The following is a 17,170-nucleotide window of genomic DNA, read 5'->3' as shown; positions in this document are numbered from 1 at the left end:
CTGGATGAGTGTACGATTCGGAAATGATTGGGACGAGGTGCTCGCGGGGGAATTCGGCAAGCCGTATTACGCGGAGCTCCGGGAATTCCTGAAGGAGCAGTATGCACATGAAAGGGTATATCCCCTCATGGAAGATATGTGGACCGCGTTCAAGCTGACCCCTTTTGAGAGCGTCAAAGCGGTCATTCTGGGCCAGGATCCGTATCACGGACCCGGGCAGGCGCATGGCCTGAGCTTCTCTGTGAAGCCGGGTGTACCTCTTCCGCCGAGTCTCCGCAATATTTATAAGGAACTTGCCGCGGATGCCGGGTGCCAGGTGCCTGATGAAGGAACGCTCACCGGCTGGGCGGAGCAGGGTGTCCTCATGATGAACACCGTTCTGACCGTGCGGGAAGGGGAAGCCCATTCGCACCGCGGCAAAGGATGGGAAATCTTCACCGATGAAGTGATCCGCAAGCTGTCCGCACGTCCTGAGCCAGTCGTCTTTGTCCTGTGGGGAAAGCCGGCGCAGGAAAAAAAGAAATTGATCGATCTTGAAAACAATGCCATTATCGAATCGCCGCATCCGAGTCCGTTGAGCGCAAGGCGCGGTTTCTTCGGGAGCAAGCCCTTTTCCAAAGTGAATGAACTGCTGGCAAGCTGGGATGAACAGCCGATCGACTGGTGCCGTACCAGGGAGGATCACTGAATGGCCGTCAACTGCTTCAAATGCAAGAATTTCTTCGTCACCTGGGACCCGAAACACCCGCGCGGCTGCAAAGCGTATGGTTTTAAGACGAAGGAACTGCCGTCGATTGTCGTAAAACGGACGTCCGGCATGGAGTGCATGAAATACGAACCGAAGGAGTCTGCAAAATGATACCCTATGACCGTATCTTACTTGAAATGGAACGCCAGCTGGGAAATGCCCGGCAATCGGCGGATGAAGCGGGCGTGCGGGAAGCGCTGGCCGCGATCAAATCGCTGTGCGATCTCATGCTCGCGGATGCCAAGAAGCCGGCGGCCGTTCAGCAGGCAGCGCCTCTGATGCCTGCCGCCATCCCGGATATGCCGCTGACTGGGAAACCGCTGGAGGAAGAGGACGCGAACGGCGGCTCGCTCTTTGATTTCTGAGGGCCGTCTAATTATTTGTCGAAAACTTGTCATGCAGGAATTCGTACAAATGGGACGGAAACAGGTACGATAGAGGGGCACTGTATTTTCAATGAAAGAAGGAACCCATATGCCATTTTTCATCATCGCAGGTGCTGTCAACGCGGCACTCGCTGTCGCGCTCGGCGCATTCGGCGCCCATGCGCTGAAGGAGAAACTGTCCGAGCACTATCTCGCCATCTGGGAGACCGCCGTGCAGTATCAGATGTTCCACGCGATCGGCCTCATTGCGGTCGGTATCCTGATGAGTTCGGCACTGCTTGGACCGTCCACGCAACTGAGCTGGGCCGGATACTTGCTGCTCGCCGGAACAATCATCTTCTCCGGCAGCCTGTATGTACTCAGCCTGTCCGGAATCGGCGTCCTCGGCGCCATCACGCCAATCGGCGGTGTCGCCTTCATCGCAGGATGGATCATGCTGATCATCGCAGCCGTCAAATTCGGCCGCTAAGCTCTCTTCGGAGGGCTTTTTTCATTCCAATGAAAAGAGGCACAGGACGCAAAATGCGAACTGTGCCTGGAGTGAAGGTGGCGGCCGGTCAGCCGGTCAGCCCCTATTGCTGTACATATGGATTCTGATTGAAGTAGTTCAGTTCCTCATTGAACTCGGCATAATCAAAATAGATCATTGGGAATAAATAGCGCTTTTCCGTTCCGATTTCACTGAGGATGACATGATCCCTTCCCGCCGCCTCGACGCGCCCTTGTATGGCGACCGTATTCTGGCCAGGAGCCAAGGCGTGCTCAAACGAAAAATGGAAGACGCCGGGCGTTCCCCGGTTCAGACGCAAAATGTTTTCAATGTAGGATTCTTCCCGGCCGGGCGGGCGGCCGGTCGGAAGCGTCACTTGGGGCGGCATCATTTGCTGAGGCATCGTTTGTTGCTGGTAATTCGGATTCCAATAATATTGGACCATCGTACATACTCATCCTTTCAACATTAGATTTTCGGACAGTCTTGCTCCGATGGGGAAAAGAAGCAGTGTGACTTATACCGGCCGGTGTTCGCCTGATTGTACCACTGGGCAGGACAATCGCCTGATGGCATGAAGAACCAGAGCGACCGCTCGGCAGGGTGGAACCGTTCACCATTGATAGCCCGCCGCGCAAGTCGTTTGTCCTGTTCCCGTGCGCGCTGATAGAAGTATCCTTTCACCGTCGCCTCGAAACCGCCGGGACGCTGATAGACCATCTGCTGCAAAGTGCGGATATCGCGGAAATCCAGACAATCCCCCCGCACCCGGTTCACGCCCACGTTCCCGACCATCAACATACCCAGTTTCCCTTCACCTTCCGCCTCCGCGCGCATCAAGCGGGCGAGCAGCTCCACTTCTTTGTCAGTGGCTTTAATGACAGCCACGGCAAAACCCCCTCACAACTAACGGTATGCCGGCCCGTGGCTCTTCATTCCAAAGCTATGGCAAAATTGCTGGCAATAGGGGGAGATAGTTCATGAATATTAAAAATTTCACTCGTATAGAAATGAGGCGGAGGCTGCGATCGATCTAGCTGATTTGGAGCGATGAGGGGGGTCCCCCTAAGTAAGCAATGAGGTGCCGGAAGTGAGCAATGAAGGGCCGAAAGTAAGCAATGGTTCGATAGAAGTAAGCAATGGCGAGCCGGCAGTAAGCAACAAGGCGCCAGAAGTAAGCAACGAGCACCGCAAAGTAAGCAATCCCCGCGTCTTTCCGTGCCAAAACTCTTTCATAACCGTTTCGGCAGCCACACATCTCTGAACCTTCTCGCAGGTAATTCGTCAATGTTATACAGTACGGGGACTGGGGGGAGTTCATGACAAGTATTTTAATGATGCTGGGGTTGGGGCTGGTCTTTGTTTTCCTTCTGATCGGGGTTTATTTGCATATCCAAAAGAGGAACACGAAGAAAAAGCCTTCCGTGATGGGCGTCAGCTCGCTGGCCCTGCAAATCATACTTCTTCTCCTGTTCTTCACGGATACGCTGGCGGGGATGCCTGAAAAGTTATTTGACACAATATGGTTGATTGTCATCGGCGGCGGCTTCGTTTTCGGCATCCGGGAGTTCAGGCATAATTCGATTGTGGCGCTGCTGACGATCCTGCTTAGCCTATTGCTCTCCATATTCCTGTTGCTGATCCTTGTGATCGGCTCCATGTAAGCACGAAAAAACGCTCAGGCCTGGCTGCCTTGAGCGTTTTTCATTTCACCTATATTAAACTGTGAAAAATTCCTCTTTCTTCTCTCCGTCCAACAGCGTACCGACGAAGAACGAGCCAAACACGCCATAGCGCGCACTTACTTCGTCAAAACGCATTTCGTAGACGAGTTTCTTGAACTGGAGCACATCATCCGCAAACAGCGTGACGCCCCACTCGTAGTCATCGAAGCCGACGGAGCCGGAGATGATCTGCTTCACTTTGCCTGCGTAGCTGCGGCCGATCATGCCGTGGCTGCGCATGAGCGCTTTCCGGTTGTCCATGTCGAGCATGTACCAGTTGTCGTCGCCTTCGCGCTTCTTGTCCATCGGGTAGAAGCAGATGTACTGGCTGCGCGGAAGTTCCGGATACAGGCGTCCGCGGACGTATGGGTTCTGGTATGGATCTTCGTTCGATTCGCCTGCCAGGTAGTTGGACAGCTCAACGACCGACACGTACGAATAAGCGGGCACAGTGAAGTCCGCAATCGTCAGCTTGTTGAATTCCGCTTCCAGCTGCTGCAATTCATCCATCGTCGGGCGAAGCATCATGAGCATGAAGTCCGCTTTCTGGCCGACCACTGTGTAAAATGCGTGGCTGCCCGTCTTTTCGTCGTCCGCCTGTTGCAGTTTATCCAGGAATGCCATGAATTCCGAGACCGCCTGCTTGCGCTCCTCTTTCGAAATCAATTTCCAAGAGGCCCAGTCCATCGTGCGGAAATCATGCAATACATACCAACCATCGAGTGTTACCGCTGCTTCGTTCATGTATCTTCAAACTCCTTCAATATGGATTTTAACTATTCCCAGTGTAGCATATTCCTAAGGAAAAGACGGCGGCGGACGAATGGGTGTCAACAATTTGACACGAAGTGCCGGGCTGTTCGGACGCGCCTGCCTGGTGTATGCTAAAGGTATCGAATGAATACGGAAGGTGTGAGGAAGATGACGGATGTATTCACTGGAATCACTCAACAACTACGCGGCCAAGGCAAAACAATCGTGTTACCGGAAGGGGATGACCCGCGCATTTTGAATGCAGCGGCCCGCCTCAATCAGGAGGGAATTGTCAAACCGCTCCTTCTTGGCAATGAACAGCAGATCCAGGCGGCTGCAAAGGAAATGGGCGTGGAGCTTGCGGGCATCGAAGTGGTCGATCCCATGCAGGCGTCCGATTTCGAAGAGCTCGCGGGCATGTTCGTCAGCCGGCGCAAGGGAAAAGTGACGTTGGATGAAGCGCGGGAACTGCTGAAAGACGTCAATACATTCGGAACGATGCTCGTCTATGCGAACCGCGCGGACGGGCTTGTCAGCGGCGCAGCGCATTCGACGGCGGAGACGGTGCGCCCGGCGCTCCAGATCATCAAGACGAAGCCCGGTGTCACGAAGACGAGCGGCGCGTTCATCATGATGAAAGGGGAGGAGCGGCTCGTATTTGCTGATTGCGCGATCACCATCGCACCGACCGCGCAGGAGCTCGCCGAAATCGCTGTCGAAAGCGCGAAGACGGCAAAAGCGTTCGGCATCGAGCCGAAAGTCGCCATGCTGTCGTTCTCGACGAAAGGGTCCGCGGTGAGCGAGGAGACCGAGAAAGTCGCCCTCGCAGCCTCGATCGCGAAAGAGCTCGCTCCCGACCTGATGATCGACGGGGAATTCCAATTTGACGCTGCCTACGTGCCGGAAGTCGCCGAGAAAAAAGCGCCGGATTCCGTGATCAAAGGGGACGCCACCGTGTTCATCTTCCCGTCCCTTGAAGCGGGCAATATCGGCTACAAGCTCACGCAGCGGCTCGGCGGCTACGAAGCGATCGGACCGATCCTGCAAGGGCTGAACGCGCCTGTCAATGACCTGTCGCGCGGCTGCTCCGCGGAGGATGTCTATAAACTTGTCCTGCTGACGGCGGCCCAAAGCATTTAAAGCCTGCCTGATACCATCAATCCAAAAGAGGAAGTAACAGACTATGAATCAGACTTTACAACAGAACGCCTGGAGGTTCATTGATGAATCGATCAGCGGAAGAGGGCGTTCCGCACTAGAATCATTCGCCGCGGACGATACACTTTGCCAGCTCGTCGGCCAGCAGATGAGTGAACCGTGCGTCCGCACATGGGTGCATGAGAAAACGGTCGTGCTCGGCATCCAGGATCACCGGATGCCCCATATCGAGGATGCGCTCTCGGTCATCACGGACGCCGGCTACGAAGCAATTGTCCGGAACTCAGGGGGCCTTGCGGTCGTGCTTGACGAAGGCGTGCTCAACATCAGCATCATCCTGTCCGAGCAGCGGGGCGCAATCGATATTCCAGAAGGGTACGAGCTTATGCTGGAATTCGTGCGCGCCTTGTTTCCAGAAGCAGCCGACAGCATCGAAGCCTATGAGATTGTCGGTTCCTATTGCCCGGGTTCATACGATCTCAGCATCGGCGGCAAGAAATTCGCCGGCATCTCCCAGCGCAGGCTCCGCCAAGGCGTCGCCGTGCAGGTGTATTTATGCGTCGAAGGAAGCGGGGCAAAGCGGGCCGAGCTGATCCGCTCCGTGTACGAAGCGGGCCTTCAGGGTGCCGAAACGAAATTTGCCTATCCAGAGATTCAGCCGGATGTCATGGCATCGCTCGCGGAACTGCTCGGGGAACCGATCACCGTTCCAGGCGTCATCATCCGTCTGCAACAGCTGCTCCACTCGCTTTCCGGCGAGGTTCGCACAGGCGGCTTCACGCCTGACGAAATGCCGCTGTATGCCTTTTATCTCCAGCGCGTCGTTGATCGGAATGCGAAATTACTCGGCTAACAGGAAAAAAGCAGATGGCATGATCGCCATCTGCTTCCTTTTTATTGCAATCAAGTCGTCGGCGGTTCTTTGATGACGAGGTTGCCGTTCTTCTCCATCGTGAAGACCGGTGCGACCCGGTCGTCGTCTTCGTCAAGCGTGACAAGTCTCCGCGCCCGGTTCATGATCTGGACGAACTGTTCGTAGTCGCTCTTGAGCGTGGCATTTTCCTGCCGGAGTTTCTCAATCTCCTTCTCAAGTGAATGGACCTTGTCATTCGCGACCTTCGCTGTATGTTTCCAGCGGAGCGATTCGGAATCCCCGCCGCCGCTGTGATGCAGGCGGATCAAGTAGGCGATGACCGTGTCAAGGGACAAGGCGGACAGCGGAACAGCTGCCTTCTCTTCGCCTTCCCCGGCCGGCGCGCCCGTATAGAGCTGCTGGTTGCGGCGCTTGAAATCAGGGCCGAGCACGCGCATCGCCTGCTTGCGCTCCTTCTTCGCCTCCGCGAGTTCCTTCTCGTAATCTCTGCGGACGACCGCGTTCCACCGGAAGCCGCATGCCGCAGCCGTCCGGTTCAGCGCATCGCCGACCTCTTCAAATGCACTCAACTGGGTGCTGCCTTCGCGTACATGACGCAATACCGTTTCAGCTAATAAAATATCATCCTGTTCAAGCCAAGCATCTTGTCTCACTTTCACCATCTCCGTGCCTCCTGCCGTTTTCATAGTCTTTTCTCTACGGTCAGTGTGGACGGCATGCAAGCCTTTTATTCATGCAAACTGGGGAGTTGTGCAAAAAATATACTTCTCGCCTGAGAAGATAGTCTGACGAAAAACAATTCGATTGCCATCTTCCTTGCGGGCGTCTTTCTGCTATACTTAAGGAAATGTGCTTTCAGAGGAGGTGTACAGGTGGATTATAAGAATGAAAAACTGTTTGAAGAGAAAGTGTTCAAAGATCCGGTCCACCGGTACATCCACGTGCGGGACCAGGTGATCTGGGATGTCATCGGCACCCGGGAATTCCAGCGGCTCCGGCGGATCAAGCAGCTCGGGACAACGTATCTCGTCTTCCACGGCGCGGAACATACCAGGTTCCAGCATTCGCTCGGCGTCTATGAGATCGTCCGGCGCATTATCGACGACGTGTTCAGCGGACGTCCTGAGTGGAATGACGAAGAGCGTCTCGTGACGCTGTGTGCCGCCCTGCTGCACGACCTCGGCCACGGCCCGTTTTCGCATGCATTCGAAAAGGTGTTCAACCTGGATCATGAGCAGTTCACGCAGCGCATCCTGACAGGCGATACCGAAGTGAATGAAGTGCTGCGCCGGGTGTCCCCGGACTTCCCGCAAAAGGTGGCGGATGTCATCGGGAAGACCTATCCGGACAAGCTCGTCGTCAGTCTCATCTCGAGCCAGATCGACGCGGACCGGATGGACTATCTTCAGCGGGACGCCTATTATACGGGCGTGTCGTACGGCCATTTCGACATGGAGCGCATTTTGCGCGTCATGCGGCCGACAGAGGACCAGGTCGTCATCAAGTTTAGCGGCATGCATGCGGTGGAAGACTATATAATGAGCCGGTACCAAATGTATTGGCAAGTCTATTTCCACCCCGTTTCACGCAGTGCGGAAGTCATCTTGATCAAAATCCTGCACCGCGCGAAACAGCTGCACGCCAGCGGCTATTCATTCATGCACGCTCCTGTGCATTTCCTGTCATTCTTCGATCAGAAGATCGGACTGGAAGACTACATATCTCTCGATGAAAATGTTTTGATGACGTATTTCCAGTGGTGGCGCAAGGAGAAGGATCCGATCCTTTCCGATTTGTGCGACCGCTTTATCAACAGGCGCCTGTTCCAGCATGCCGAATTCGACCCGGCGAAGGAATACCGGAAGATCGGCCAGCTCGAGCAGCTGTTCCGCGAAGCCGGCCTCGATCCGGAATACTACCTCGTGGCCGACTCGTCATCCGACCTGCCGTATGATTTCTACCGGCCGGGCGAAGAGAACGAGCGCGTGCCGATCTACTTGCAGAAGCAGAATGGCGAGCTGAGCGAGCTGTCGAGGTCTTCGGATATCGTCGACGCCATCTCGGGCAAGCGCCGCACCGACCATAAGATCTATTACCCGGAAGATGTGCTGATCGAGCAGGCAGGGGACAACCCGCGTTTCGCGGAGATGCTCCGGATGCTGAATGAGTGAAAGGAGTGGGCAACGTGTTGCAAGAACACGCCAAGATCACGCAGTTCATTTCCCTCGCTGGCCAAGTGAGCGGCCGGAAAAAGCTGCAGAAGATGATCTATATCGCAAAAAAGATGAATTTTCCATTCATTGAAAAATATGAATTACATATGTACGGACCGTATTCGGAGGAATTGACACTCCGGGTCGAGGAACTGTGCGAGATGGGCTTCTTGTCAGAACAATGCACGGACAAGGGCTCCTATGTCCAGTACCACTACAATGTGACCGAGGAAGGGGAGCGCTTCACCGAAACGGCCGACGCCCCTGCGGAAGAGCTCGCCGCCTGCATCGAAAAACTGAATACGAAAAGCTCGCGCTTCCTCGAACTCGTCTCGACGCTGCTCTACTTCGACCATCTGCCGAAAGACGAGCAGATCGCCAAAGTCCATATCGTCAAAAACAAACTGAACTTCTCCGAAGAGGAAATGGCAGCCGCCTTCGATTTCATCGAAGAACTCGCGGACTGCTCACGCGTCACCCACGCCGGCTAATATGCCGGTTTTTTTGGTTGTGCCGCGATGGCAGGCCGGCGGAGCACCCTGAACGCCTAATTGTGGCAACTGAGCGCCCGTTTATCCAGTTGAAAGCCTATTTACGTCAGTCGAACGCCTATTTATCCGTCTGAACGACTGATTCCGGCAGTTGAACGCCTGATTAAGCGTCTGAACGCCTGATTATGGCTGATGAACGCCCGATTAGCCGAAGGAACGATCCATTTACCAGCCGCATCGATCCATTTAGTTAGTATAACGATCCGTTTAACCGCCGGACCGATCCATTTAGCTGAGGCAGCGACCGACTAACCGGCGGAACAATCCGTTTATCCGTATGAACGCCTTATTGCGGCAACTAAGCGCCCGTTTATCCATTTGAAAGCCTATTTACGTTAGTCGAACGCCCATTTATCCGTCTGAACGCCCGATTCCGGCAGTTGAACGCCTGATTAAGCGTCTGAACGCCTGATTATGGCTGATGAACGCCCGATTAGCCGAAGGAGCGATCCATTTAGCAGGGAGAACGACCGACTAACCGGCAGAACAATCCGTTTAACCGCCGGAACGATCCATTTAGCTGAGGCAGCGACCGACTAACCGGCGGAACAATCCGTTTAACCGCCGGACCGACCCATATGTCGCAGCGATTTTCCCGCCAAGCCCCTTGAGCACACAAAAAAACCGGCACACAGGCCGGTCAGTCCTTGTCGCTCAACCGCTTACCTGCGACGGCATAGTGGTTTTTGGACATTTCTTCGATGAAGACGACGACATTCTCGATCGGAGCGCCAGCTGTCTCGGCGACGGCTTGCGACACTTTTTCGCAAAGGGCGCGCTTCTGTTCCTCTGTGCGGCCTTCTAGCATTTTTACGGTTACATACGGCATACTATTTCCCCCTTCCCATGAGTTTTCGGTATAGTGTATATAATACTAACTAATTATAAAGCCTTTCATATCAACGTTTCAAGAGGGTGTGTCGAAAATTGTTCATGTTTCTGCTCATGCTTTACAAAAACAGTTCATTTGAGAAGTCTTTCATCAAGTCGCCAAACTTATCGGCGGCTTCTTTTTTTACGTCTTTTGTTAGGTGAGCGTAGACCGCGAATGTCGTATTAATACTACTGTGTCCTAAACGCTCCTGTATTTCTTTTATATGCACCTTCGCTTCAATGAGTAGTGCAGTGTGGGTATGGCGCATGGAGTGTGGTGTGAGTCGCCTAGTGATGTTTGAGCGTTCCAATAGCCGGCGCATACGGTTAGCCACAATGTTCATTGTGACCGGATATCCTTGATTCCCTGTGAAGATGAAGCCGTGGTCTTCATAAAAGGGAGCATTCTCATTCATGAGCGCTTCTTGCTCTCCCTTGTGCTCCTGCAGCACCCTTATTAAAGCCGGATCGATTGAAATAGTACGGGCAGAACTTTGAGTTTTCGGTTCATGAAGTGTGAAAGCGTCTTTTCGATGGGTGGGGTTGTAATAGGTCTTGTACACACGCAATGTTTGTTGCTCAAAATCAATGTCTTTCCATTTTAGGGCGAGTAATTCACCGATACGCAGACCGGTATAGGCCAATGTGGAGAATAAAACAAAGTCCCCGGACAGTCCTTCCTGTTTTGCAGTCATGAGAAACGTGTGTAATTCCTCTTTTTGAAAGAAAGTATCCTCTAAATGTTCGTTTTCAAGTTCGGTGACAGTTTTCTTTTTCTTTGGCAGGCGTGTACCTTTGGATGGAACTTCTTTAATCATCTTGTGATCGTACGCGTACTGCAATGCCATGTGTGCGGAACTGTGGATGATAATGAGTGTGTTCACACTGTATCGTTCGGCTAGTTTGTCGATGGCGTCCTGGTACCTCTTTTTCGTGATCTTCTGAATAGGCGTATCTCCGATGTCTGCTTTTAAATGGGCCAGTCCTTTTCTCCGTGTTTCATAACTGCTTATCTTTACTCCCTGTGCTTTGTAATGGCGTAACCAATCCTCGCATAACGCTTCGAACGTTACTACAGACGGCTTGACATACTCATCATTATGGAATTGACGTTCAAACAGCGCTGCAGCTAATTGAGCGTCTTTTTTCGTAAGGAAGCCAGACTTGCTTGCCTGTTTGTCCTTTCCAGTGACAGGATCTTTACCGGCGTAGGCACGATATGCCCATTTGGAGCCGCGTTTGTAGATGTATGCCACTTCATTCACCTTCTTTAGTAATAAAATGTTCAATAAAAATCTTGATATCATTTTTGTTTTTGTCGGATAACTCTATTCCTTTATAGAACAATCTAATTCCTGGTTTTAATAAATGTTCCAATTCATCTATTTTGGGAGTGGTCAACCTCTTGTTTTTTCTGTCAACCAACCTTTCTTCTCTTTTATTCAAGTTGTCTCGAAGTTGCTTAAGTTTTGTCCCGTCCCCATCGTCTTCTTCGCCCTCAAGGTCATTGATTTCTTCGTTTAACCTTTTAATAAACTCGGTTTCATCTTGAAAAACGATTTTATTGTAATCTTCATGGTCAATGTAGCCGGCGGAGTATAGCAAATAGTTATAATTTAACCCCAAACCTTTTGCGATTGCAGACAAGAATTCGTAAGAAGGTTTTTTCTTCTTTTCGTTTTCAACCATGGATATATAGGCTGCTGAATATCCAATTTTTTCGCTTAGTTCCTGTAAGGTTAAATTTCTTTTTTCCCTACGTTCTTTCAAATAACTAGCCAACGTACTTTTCAAAATTACTCCCTCCCTTTTATTTGTTTCCATTAACCTAAGATTAACACAAAGTTTAACTGCGGTAAAATTAAATTCAGTTAAAACGTTGTATTTGTTTCATGGGCATGTTATAGTTTAACTACAGTTAATAAACCAAGGTTAAAAAAGGAGGTATAGTTTTGAATAGCATGAGATCTTTTCGTGAAAAAAGAGGGTTAAAACAAAAGGATCTTGTTGTGATAACCGGTCTAAGTAAGGCATCTATCTCGCTCATTGAAAATGGGAAAAGCGCTCCATCAATAAGAAGTGCATTTAAAATTGCAAAAGCACTAAATGCAACTGTGGATCAAATTTTTGGGAAGGAGGGAAGCAAAAGTGCTTCAAATCCAATTCGATGAAGAAACCGTAAAAACGATGTTCGAAACGGAAATCAAAAAACGCGTTGACGAGTTGGCCAAACAAAAATACTTCATGACGTACAACGAACTAGCTGCATATCTCAATATCAGCAAGCCGATCATAGAAGACCGTTTTATCAAAAACGGATTGAAGTATTACAAAGTCGGTTCGAAATACTTGTTCAAACGCGATGAAGTAGATGCGTTTCTCGATGAAATGACCGCGAACATGAACGCTACAAATAACGATATCAAGTTCTTTGCGAGTTTGAAGGGAGGGTCATCGAAATGACCACAGAATACGGTCTCCTCCTAATACTATCCGTCTGCATCGGCTTTCCAATGATGTTCGCCATGGGGGTACATTGGGCGCGTCTGGATCAGGAAGAGAGGTGAATGAGATGGATGATGAACTAAAAGCAAAGCTGAAACGGGCAGTGGAATTCTACCGTCAGATGGAGCTAAAAAAATGTGGTGGTGATACAGATTTCGCTCAAGGCCAGGGGAACGCGTTCGGCATTGTGGCGGAGCACCTGGAAGACTTGTTCGAATTAACAAAGGAGGACAATCAGTGACGACGACAGACAACGCAAAGATTGCAGAACTGCCGGTCCATCTAGTGAAGGTTGTGGATGATCATATCCGCAATATCCCTTACTACACAAAGCTGATCAGCGGGGAAGTGGAATTGGGGAACGAGTACGGTGCGTTCGTACAACAACTCAAACGGATTGATGAAATAACGCGAATTACAGCGGCTATTGAGGAAGCTTACAACGAATTGGAACCAGTACGGCGCCCGTTCATCACGCTCTACTATTTTAGCAAAGAACGCGTAAAGATCACTGCTGCTGCCGACCGGGTCAATATCGGAAGAAGCACCGCGCAACGATGGAAGTCGGCGTTTATCAGTGACGTATGTAAAAAGCTTGGGTGGATTTGAAAGGAGTGAATTAGATGGAACGTGATGCAATCGCTGAACTGGATGTACAAGTCGAAATCATGGAAGGATTACACGCTTTGCAGGAGGACGTAGTAGAACAGTTTTCCGCATACGGCATGGGGAGGGAATCAAAGGAACTCCAATCAGCCATTTTGAAATTGGTCACACTCACAGGCTTCATGAAGCGGAACCTGGACGACATGAACCAGACCATGGCAGCCTTGCGAAACTAAAAACTCAACTAGGGAGGACTTAAGATGAAGCAAACAAACGTTGAATCACTCAAAACCAATGCACTCTTGCTAGATGGGGCAATGGGTAACATCAGGAATCAAGTGGACACATTGCAGGCGGTCGCTTCGGAATTCATGCAGCTGCAGCAGGACATGGAGAATACACCGCGTGAGAACGTAGCATTCAAGTTCTACGAATGGCGACGCATGGTGAAGATCCTTTCTGAACTGCTCCGTATGACAGTAGAAGAAACGGACATTGAAAGCACGGGCGCTCACAACCTTCATGAAGTCATGTTCAACCAGATTGTCGAATTGGATCAGCCACAGAAAGTTGTTTCCTTCATGTCACCAGAGCGTGATCGGGAAGTATCGTTCCAGCAGAACCGGAAGATGTTCATAAATAATTTTGGACGGGAACCGGAGAGTGGTCAGGAAGTGTGTGATTGGGTTGCGGAGTTAGTGTCTGCCATTGATAAACAGGCAGAAAAAAAGCCTTCTCCGCTCGCAACGGAAAGGCATGATCAGTAAAAGTAAGGGGTGAATGCTGAATGGACAACCTAATATCCAGACATGAAACAAGGGTTGTCCTATTGGCAGCCCCATTACCTTTATCACATTATACGCAATCGGGAATGTGTTCATTCCTGTTAATTAAGATATTACTGCATTTGAATGTGAAAGTCAAATGCAAATTGGGGGAAGTAGTGTCACTGGCTGAAAAGGGATGCTATTTGAGTGGTTAAGGCTTTACAACGTCCTGGCATTAAACACTACACCTTGATTTTCCCCCAAAAGTTCAAGTCAAAGCCAGATGCGAAAGCTGATGTCGGACGGATCCACAACTATTTTAAACGTCATCCTTATGCACAACCCTACTCATTAACTGAAATAGTGGAAGCGTTCTGTTCTGGTCAAACATTAATGTTGGCAATGGTCGAACGCGATTTAAAGAATCAATCCGACAAAGAAAAAGTAACTTCGCTTCAGTCATATACGAGCGAGTGGGCGAACCTTCACAAGTTGGAATTCAAGTCTACCCAGCTGCTTGGGATAGATATTGACGATGAATACAGCGAAACAGACGTTCAACGGGTCCTGGATCACTTCAATGGCAGAGTGGCTGCCGCGTATTATTCTTTTTCACACGGAAAGCCGAATGATAAGGGTGGTACTCAAAACAGGTACAGGCTCCTCTTCCAGTTCGATGAATTGATTACTGACTATGAAGTCGGCAAAGAGATCGTGGTCCTACTACGAAATGAATTATTGAAACTGTACCCTCACTTTCCGGCAGAGAAAATCGATACCATGAACCCGAAAACACTTTGGCACGGTTCAAACAGGGCGCCCATTCTGATCAATGAGAATGTAATGCTGAATACAAAGGAGTATGTACGGTTCGCGAATGAAGCGCTGCAAGAGAAACAAAACTCCATAGAGGAAAGACGCAAACAGGCAGCACACGATTTCAGGCAACAATCCAATAACCCTGTCACCTACGAGGAAATGAGGGAAGTTGCCGAAGTCATCGGGCATATCCCTAGCGGGTCTGGAAGATTTGAGGAATGGAGAAACATCTGTCTCGCCATACGACATCACGAAATGGCGGGCCATATATCCGTATCTGAAGGATTGGATATCTTCCATATTGTCAGCGGCGGCGAGAGTGACGACGATACCTATTTCAATTTCAAGCCAAGCGGCGCCATTACAATCGGTACGTTTCTCAAATACGGAAACGAAGCGGGCTACAAGCGGAAACACAAGTATTCATACGCTCTACAGGAAACACCGGAGAACATCCCCAGAGAGCGGATAAAGGTGGATGGATATATCCCTTCCGATGTTGCGAAGGAGCTGATAGGCAGACGGCAGCGCCTTCTGGTGGATAGCCCTACAGGGAGCGCCAAGACATCGTCATTCATGAAAGCGTTCAAGGAACTGGCGAGCCGCGACTATCACTATTTTATCTTCGCGGCGCCTACCATCCCACTCACTGAACAGATTGCAAAGGAACATGACGAAATGGGGATCACCGGGGGGATGGTCAACCTACGTCATGAAATCACTAGTAAGGCAATCGCGGGGAAGCGGATATTCGTAACAACCTATGACAAGGCTGCAGAACTGATTTATTTTCTTGAAAAAGGTATCGACTACGGAGCGGACAAGCCAGAATTCACATTGGTCATTGACGAGATCCACAAGTTTTCGGAAGCGTACAATTACCGATATGTAGCTATTGACAGACTGGAAGAGTTGGCGAACATGGCGACTTCCTTGATTGGACTGTTAGGCACACCAGAGGACGTTCTAAAAGATAACTTCGACAAGTTGATTGAAATAGACACCGGCAACAAGAAGTCTCCCTGTAGCGATTACCGGGTGTTCACCTACGATACAAACGAAAACGGAATCATCACAGGAGAGAACGCAGATTTAATGATAGTGCCTGTCGTCAGAGGGCTTCTGCAGCAGTCGAGAGTGTTATTGTTCATCAACAGCAAGGAACGCATCAAGCGGGTCGCCAGACTGCTCAAAAAGGAAGGTATCACCTGCCGGACCGTTTCAAGCGACAACAAAACGAGTGTCACCTATACAGGTATCGTGGAAAACGGCGACATTGACGATGATGTCCAAGTCGTCATCACCACAACGGTACTAGCGGACGGCATCAGCATTAAAAATAAATTGGATTGGTCGTGTGTGGTAGTAGCGGACCGGGCTTCACCAATATTCAATCCATCTACGATCAAGCAGATCAGTAACCGGTTTAGAAATCAGTACCGTTACTTCGCCTTATATATGCGGACGCCGAACCCGGACTATGACGAAACGAGAAGATTCAATATTGAATCGGATTTCCAGTACAGGCTCCGTACCGTGAAAAGTCATGTGGAATACCTGAACAGTGAATTCGAGGGCGAATTGCTGAAAGACTTCATCCCCTCCACTGTCGAGAAGCACAACGGAATTTTCTATAGGAGCAAGGATGAAGACGCGAAAATTGAATTCAATCCGCTATATGTCCGGCACCAGTCCATGCGCCAGAAGGAAACCTATTACGCTACATTCCGAAATGCTTTTATCAACGAAGTTGAACGGGTTCTAGGCCACAAGCTGAAAGGCGTCTTCAATGTAAATGAGGAAGTCAGAAAGAACGGTTCGGATCTAAGCGGCCTTCTTGCCGATCTGGTCACAGAAAAGGAGCAGCAGCAACTAGAAGCCGATGAACTACGGGCAAACTTCGAAAAGTATTTCGATGAATCGATTTACGGATGCTTCGCCCGCGGTGATGATGAAGCGCTCAAACTGTTCAAAGTAGACGTCCACCCCGATTTATATAGTGCGGCGTGGAGGATTTCCAAACTTACAGACTATGAAACTTGTAAGAGATTAGTAATAGCGGTTGAAAGAAGGGCTGACATAAATAAATATGTCAACGACATCCAAGCCTTGGCGGATATTGCTTCCTTCTATCATGTAAAAAAATACACCGTTACTAAGCGGATTTTCGGAGAGCTGCTAAGGATAGAAGGTAAAACCTTTGCATCATCCGATTTTAAGGCTATCGCGGAACAGGATATACCTAAAAAGCTGAAAGTCTCAAAGAAAGATGTCAACGAAGCGCTGAAATTGTTTCATAGGTTCTCCAGTAGGAGCGCATCCGAACGCATGGTGACGATCCGTCCGTTGACTGTTGAATTAGTTGCTGCCGTCCGGCATGGAATCGAGATTCCGAAAGTAGAAGAAAGCCTTCTCAAATACATCGATGGCCGACCAGAACAACAGCAGAAGGTTCTCTATCCGGCAGTACAGGCGAAATGGAATGTTAGTTGGTACAAAGAAGAGTAAGTTTTATATGAACTTTTTCTGTGAAGAATGACTGGTTTGGAAAATGACGTTTATTGACCCTGTTTGTATAAGGTCTTTAAAAAATACAGGTAGCCAATAAACGTCATACCTAAATCGCATAGCATCAACGTTTTCGGAGGTTCACCGAAGACCCTTTTTGCCCTGTTTGAAACTACTATCGGAATGGTCGATTTC

Annotated in this window: 23 protein-coding genes; 16 read left to right on the top strand and 7 right to left on the bottom strand. The window is 50.0% G+C overall.

Translation table 11 applies throughout. The annotated features are described in order from the left end of the window. Window positions 1-4 precede the first annotated feature (4 nt). From ACZ5FK_RS08030 to ACZ5FK_RS08015, 4 genes are all read left to right on the top strand, one after another. A complete protein-coding gene (locus ACZ5FK_RS08030; RefSeq protein ID WP_464804415.1) occupies window positions 5-688 on the top strand; it encodes a uracil-DNA glycosylase in 684 nt (227 codons plus the stop codon). Continuing rightward, window positions 689-859: a uracil-DNA glycosylase gene (locus tag ACZ5FK_RS08025; protein WP_464804414.1), complete on the top strand. Its 171-nt coding sequence runs from the start codon at window positions 689-691 to the stop codon at window positions 857-859. Next, complete coding sequence (locus ACZ5FK_RS08020; protein WP_464804413.1) at window positions 856-1,113, top strand: YwdI family protein; 258 nt, start codon at window positions 856-858, stop codon at window positions 1,111-1,113. Before ACZ5FK_RS08025 ends, ACZ5FK_RS08020 begins: the two co-directional genes overlap by 4 nt. 109 nt (window positions 1,114-1,222) lie before the next feature. Continuing rightward, the gene (locus tag ACZ5FK_RS08015; protein ID WP_464807398.1) at window positions 1,223-1,603 is read left to right on the top strand and encodes a DUF423 domain-containing protein; all 381 of its coding nucleotides are present in this window, start codon (window positions 1,223-1,225) and stop codon (window positions 1,601-1,603) included. 103 nt (window positions 1,604-1,706) lie between these two features. On the opposite strand, the gene ACZ5FK_RS08010 is transcribed toward ACZ5FK_RS08015, so the two are convergent. After that, window positions 1,707-2,069 (bottom strand): spore coat protein GerQ, encoded by a 363-nt coding sequence (locus ACZ5FK_RS08010; protein WP_464804412.1) that lies wholly within the window; start codon window positions 2,067-2,069, stop codon window positions 1,707-1,709. Window positions 2,070-2,092: 23 nt separating this feature from the next. Beyond that, a complete protein-coding gene (locus tag ACZ5FK_RS08005; protein WP_464804411.1) occupies window positions 2,093-2,512 on the bottom strand; it encodes a cell wall hydrolase in 420 nt (139 codons plus the stop codon). A gap of 431 nt (window positions 2,513-2,943) precedes the next feature. Here ACZ5FK_RS08005 and ACZ5FK_RS08000 point away from each other — a divergent pair, with 431 nt between their 5' ends. Continuing rightward, window positions 2,944-3,288: a hypothetical protein gene (locus ACZ5FK_RS08000; protein WP_464804410.1), complete on the top strand. Its 345-nt coding sequence runs from the start codon at window positions 2,944-2,946 to the stop codon at window positions 3,286-3,288. Window positions 3,289-3,342: 54 nt separating this feature from the next. Here ACZ5FK_RS08000 and hemQ read toward each other — a convergent pair whose 3' ends face one another. Continuing rightward, window positions 3,343-4,092: a hydrogen peroxide-dependent heme synthase gene (gene hemQ / locus ACZ5FK_RS07995; RefSeq protein WP_464804409.1), complete on the bottom strand. Its 750-nt coding sequence runs from the start codon at window positions 4,090-4,092 to the stop codon at window positions 3,343-3,345. Between the two features lie 177 nt (window positions 4,093-4,269). Here hemQ and pta point away from each other — a divergent pair, with 177 nt between their 5' ends. Both pta and lipL read left to right on the top strand, forming a co-directional pair. After that, window positions 4,270-5,241: a phosphate acetyltransferase gene (pta, locus tag ACZ5FK_RS07990; RefSeq protein WP_464804408.1), complete on the top strand. Its 972-nt coding sequence runs from the start codon at window positions 4,270-4,272 to the stop codon at window positions 5,239-5,241. 43 nt (window positions 5,242-5,284) lie between these two features. Further along, window positions 5,285-6,112: an octanoyl-[GcvH]:protein N-octanoyltransferase gene (lipL, locus tag ACZ5FK_RS07985; protein WP_464804407.1), complete on the top strand. Its 828-nt coding sequence runs from the start codon at window positions 5,285-5,287 to the stop codon at window positions 6,110-6,112. A 50-nt stretch (window positions 6,113-6,162) separates the two neighbouring features. Here lipL and ACZ5FK_RS07980 read toward each other — a convergent pair whose 3' ends face one another. Further along, window positions 6,163-6,795: an RsfA family transcriptional regulator gene (locus ACZ5FK_RS07980; RefSeq protein WP_464804406.1), complete on the bottom strand. Its 633-nt coding sequence runs from the start codon at window positions 6,793-6,795 to the stop codon at window positions 6,163-6,165. A 210-nt stretch (window positions 6,796-7,005) separates the two neighbouring features. Between ACZ5FK_RS07980 and ACZ5FK_RS07975 the strand changes: the two genes are divergently transcribed. Then, the gene (locus ACZ5FK_RS07975) at window positions 7,006-8,304 is read left to right on the top strand and encodes an HD domain-containing protein (protein WP_464804405.1); all 1,299 of its coding nucleotides are present in this window, start codon (window positions 7,006-7,008) and stop codon (window positions 8,302-8,304) included. Window positions 8,305-8,318: 14 nt separating this feature from the next. Further along, window positions 8,319-8,837, top strand: a complete 519-nt coding sequence (locus ACZ5FK_RS07970; protein ID WP_464804404.1) for a YwgA family protein — start codon at window positions 8,319-8,321, stop codon at window positions 8,835-8,837. A 700-nt stretch (window positions 8,838-9,537) separates the two neighbouring features. On the opposite strand, the gene ACZ5FK_RS07965 is transcribed toward ACZ5FK_RS07970, so the two are convergent. The 3 genes from ACZ5FK_RS07965 to ACZ5FK_RS07955 form a co-directional block, all read right to left on the bottom strand. After that, entirely contained in the window at window positions 9,538-9,726 is a 189-nt protein-coding gene (locus ACZ5FK_RS07965; RefSeq protein ID WP_464804403.1) for a 2-hydroxymuconate tautomerase, read from the bottom strand. 121 nt (window positions 9,727-9,847) lie between these two features. Continuing rightward, on the bottom strand, window positions 9,848-11,026 hold the full coding sequence (locus tag ACZ5FK_RS07960) for a site-specific integrase (protein WP_464804402.1): 1,179 nt from the start codon (window positions 11,024-11,026) through the stop codon (window positions 9,848-9,850). Window position 11,027: 1 nt separating this feature from the next. Continuing rightward, the gene (locus ACZ5FK_RS07955; RefSeq protein ID WP_464804401.1) at window positions 11,028-11,564 is read right to left on the bottom strand and encodes a helix-turn-helix domain-containing protein; all 537 of its coding nucleotides are present in this window, start codon (window positions 11,562-11,564) and stop codon (window positions 11,028-11,030) included. Window positions 11,565-11,731: 167 nt separating this feature from the next. Here ACZ5FK_RS07955 and ACZ5FK_RS07950 point away from each other — a divergent pair, with 167 nt between their 5' ends. The 7 genes from ACZ5FK_RS07950 (at window position 11,732) to ACZ5FK_RS07920 (ending at window position 16,975) form a co-directional block, all read left to right on the top strand. Next, entirely contained in the window at window positions 11,732-11,941 is a 210-nt protein-coding gene (locus ACZ5FK_RS07950; protein WP_464807397.1) for a helix-turn-helix transcriptional regulator, read from the top strand. Then, window positions 11,919-12,233 carry a helix-turn-helix domain-containing protein gene (locus tag ACZ5FK_RS07945; protein WP_464804400.1) on the top strand — a complete coding sequence of 105 codons (315 nt, stop codon included), beginning with the start codon at window positions 11,919-11,921 and terminating at the stop codon, window positions 12,231-12,233. Before ACZ5FK_RS07950 ends, ACZ5FK_RS07945 begins: the two co-directional genes overlap by 23 nt. Before the next feature lie 109 nt (window positions 12,234-12,342). Then, window positions 12,343-12,516, top strand: a complete 174-nt coding sequence (locus ACZ5FK_RS07940; RefSeq protein WP_464804399.1) for a hypothetical protein — start codon at window positions 12,343-12,345, stop codon at window positions 12,514-12,516. Beyond that, window positions 12,513-12,884, top strand: coding sequence for a hypothetical protein (locus ACZ5FK_RS07935; RefSeq protein ID WP_464804398.1), 372 nt, complete (start codon window positions 12,513-12,515; stop codon window positions 12,882-12,884). The genes ACZ5FK_RS07940 and ACZ5FK_RS07935 overlap by 4 nt, the downstream gene beginning before the upstream one ends. A 14-nt stretch (window positions 12,885-12,898) precedes the next feature. Then, on the top strand, window positions 12,899-13,117 hold the full coding sequence (locus tag ACZ5FK_RS07930; protein WP_464804397.1) for a hypothetical protein: 219 nt from the start codon (window positions 12,899-12,901) through the stop codon (window positions 13,115-13,117). 24 nt (window positions 13,118-13,141) lie between these two features. Beyond that, on the top strand, window positions 13,142-13,648 hold the full coding sequence (locus ACZ5FK_RS07925; protein WP_464804396.1) for a hypothetical protein: 507 nt from the start codon (window positions 13,142-13,144) through the stop codon (window positions 13,646-13,648). Between the two features lie 393 nt (window positions 13,649-14,041). Further along, complete coding sequence (locus tag ACZ5FK_RS07920) at window positions 14,042-16,975, top strand: DEAD/DEAH box helicase (RefSeq protein WP_464804395.1); 2,934 nt, start codon at window positions 14,042-14,044, stop codon at window positions 16,973-16,975. Window positions 16,976-17,170: the final 195 nt, after the last annotated feature.

Source organism: Sporosarcina sp. GTC18466 (assembly GCF_055389225.1).
This window is presented reverse-complemented; position numbering and strand designations above follow the sequence as displayed.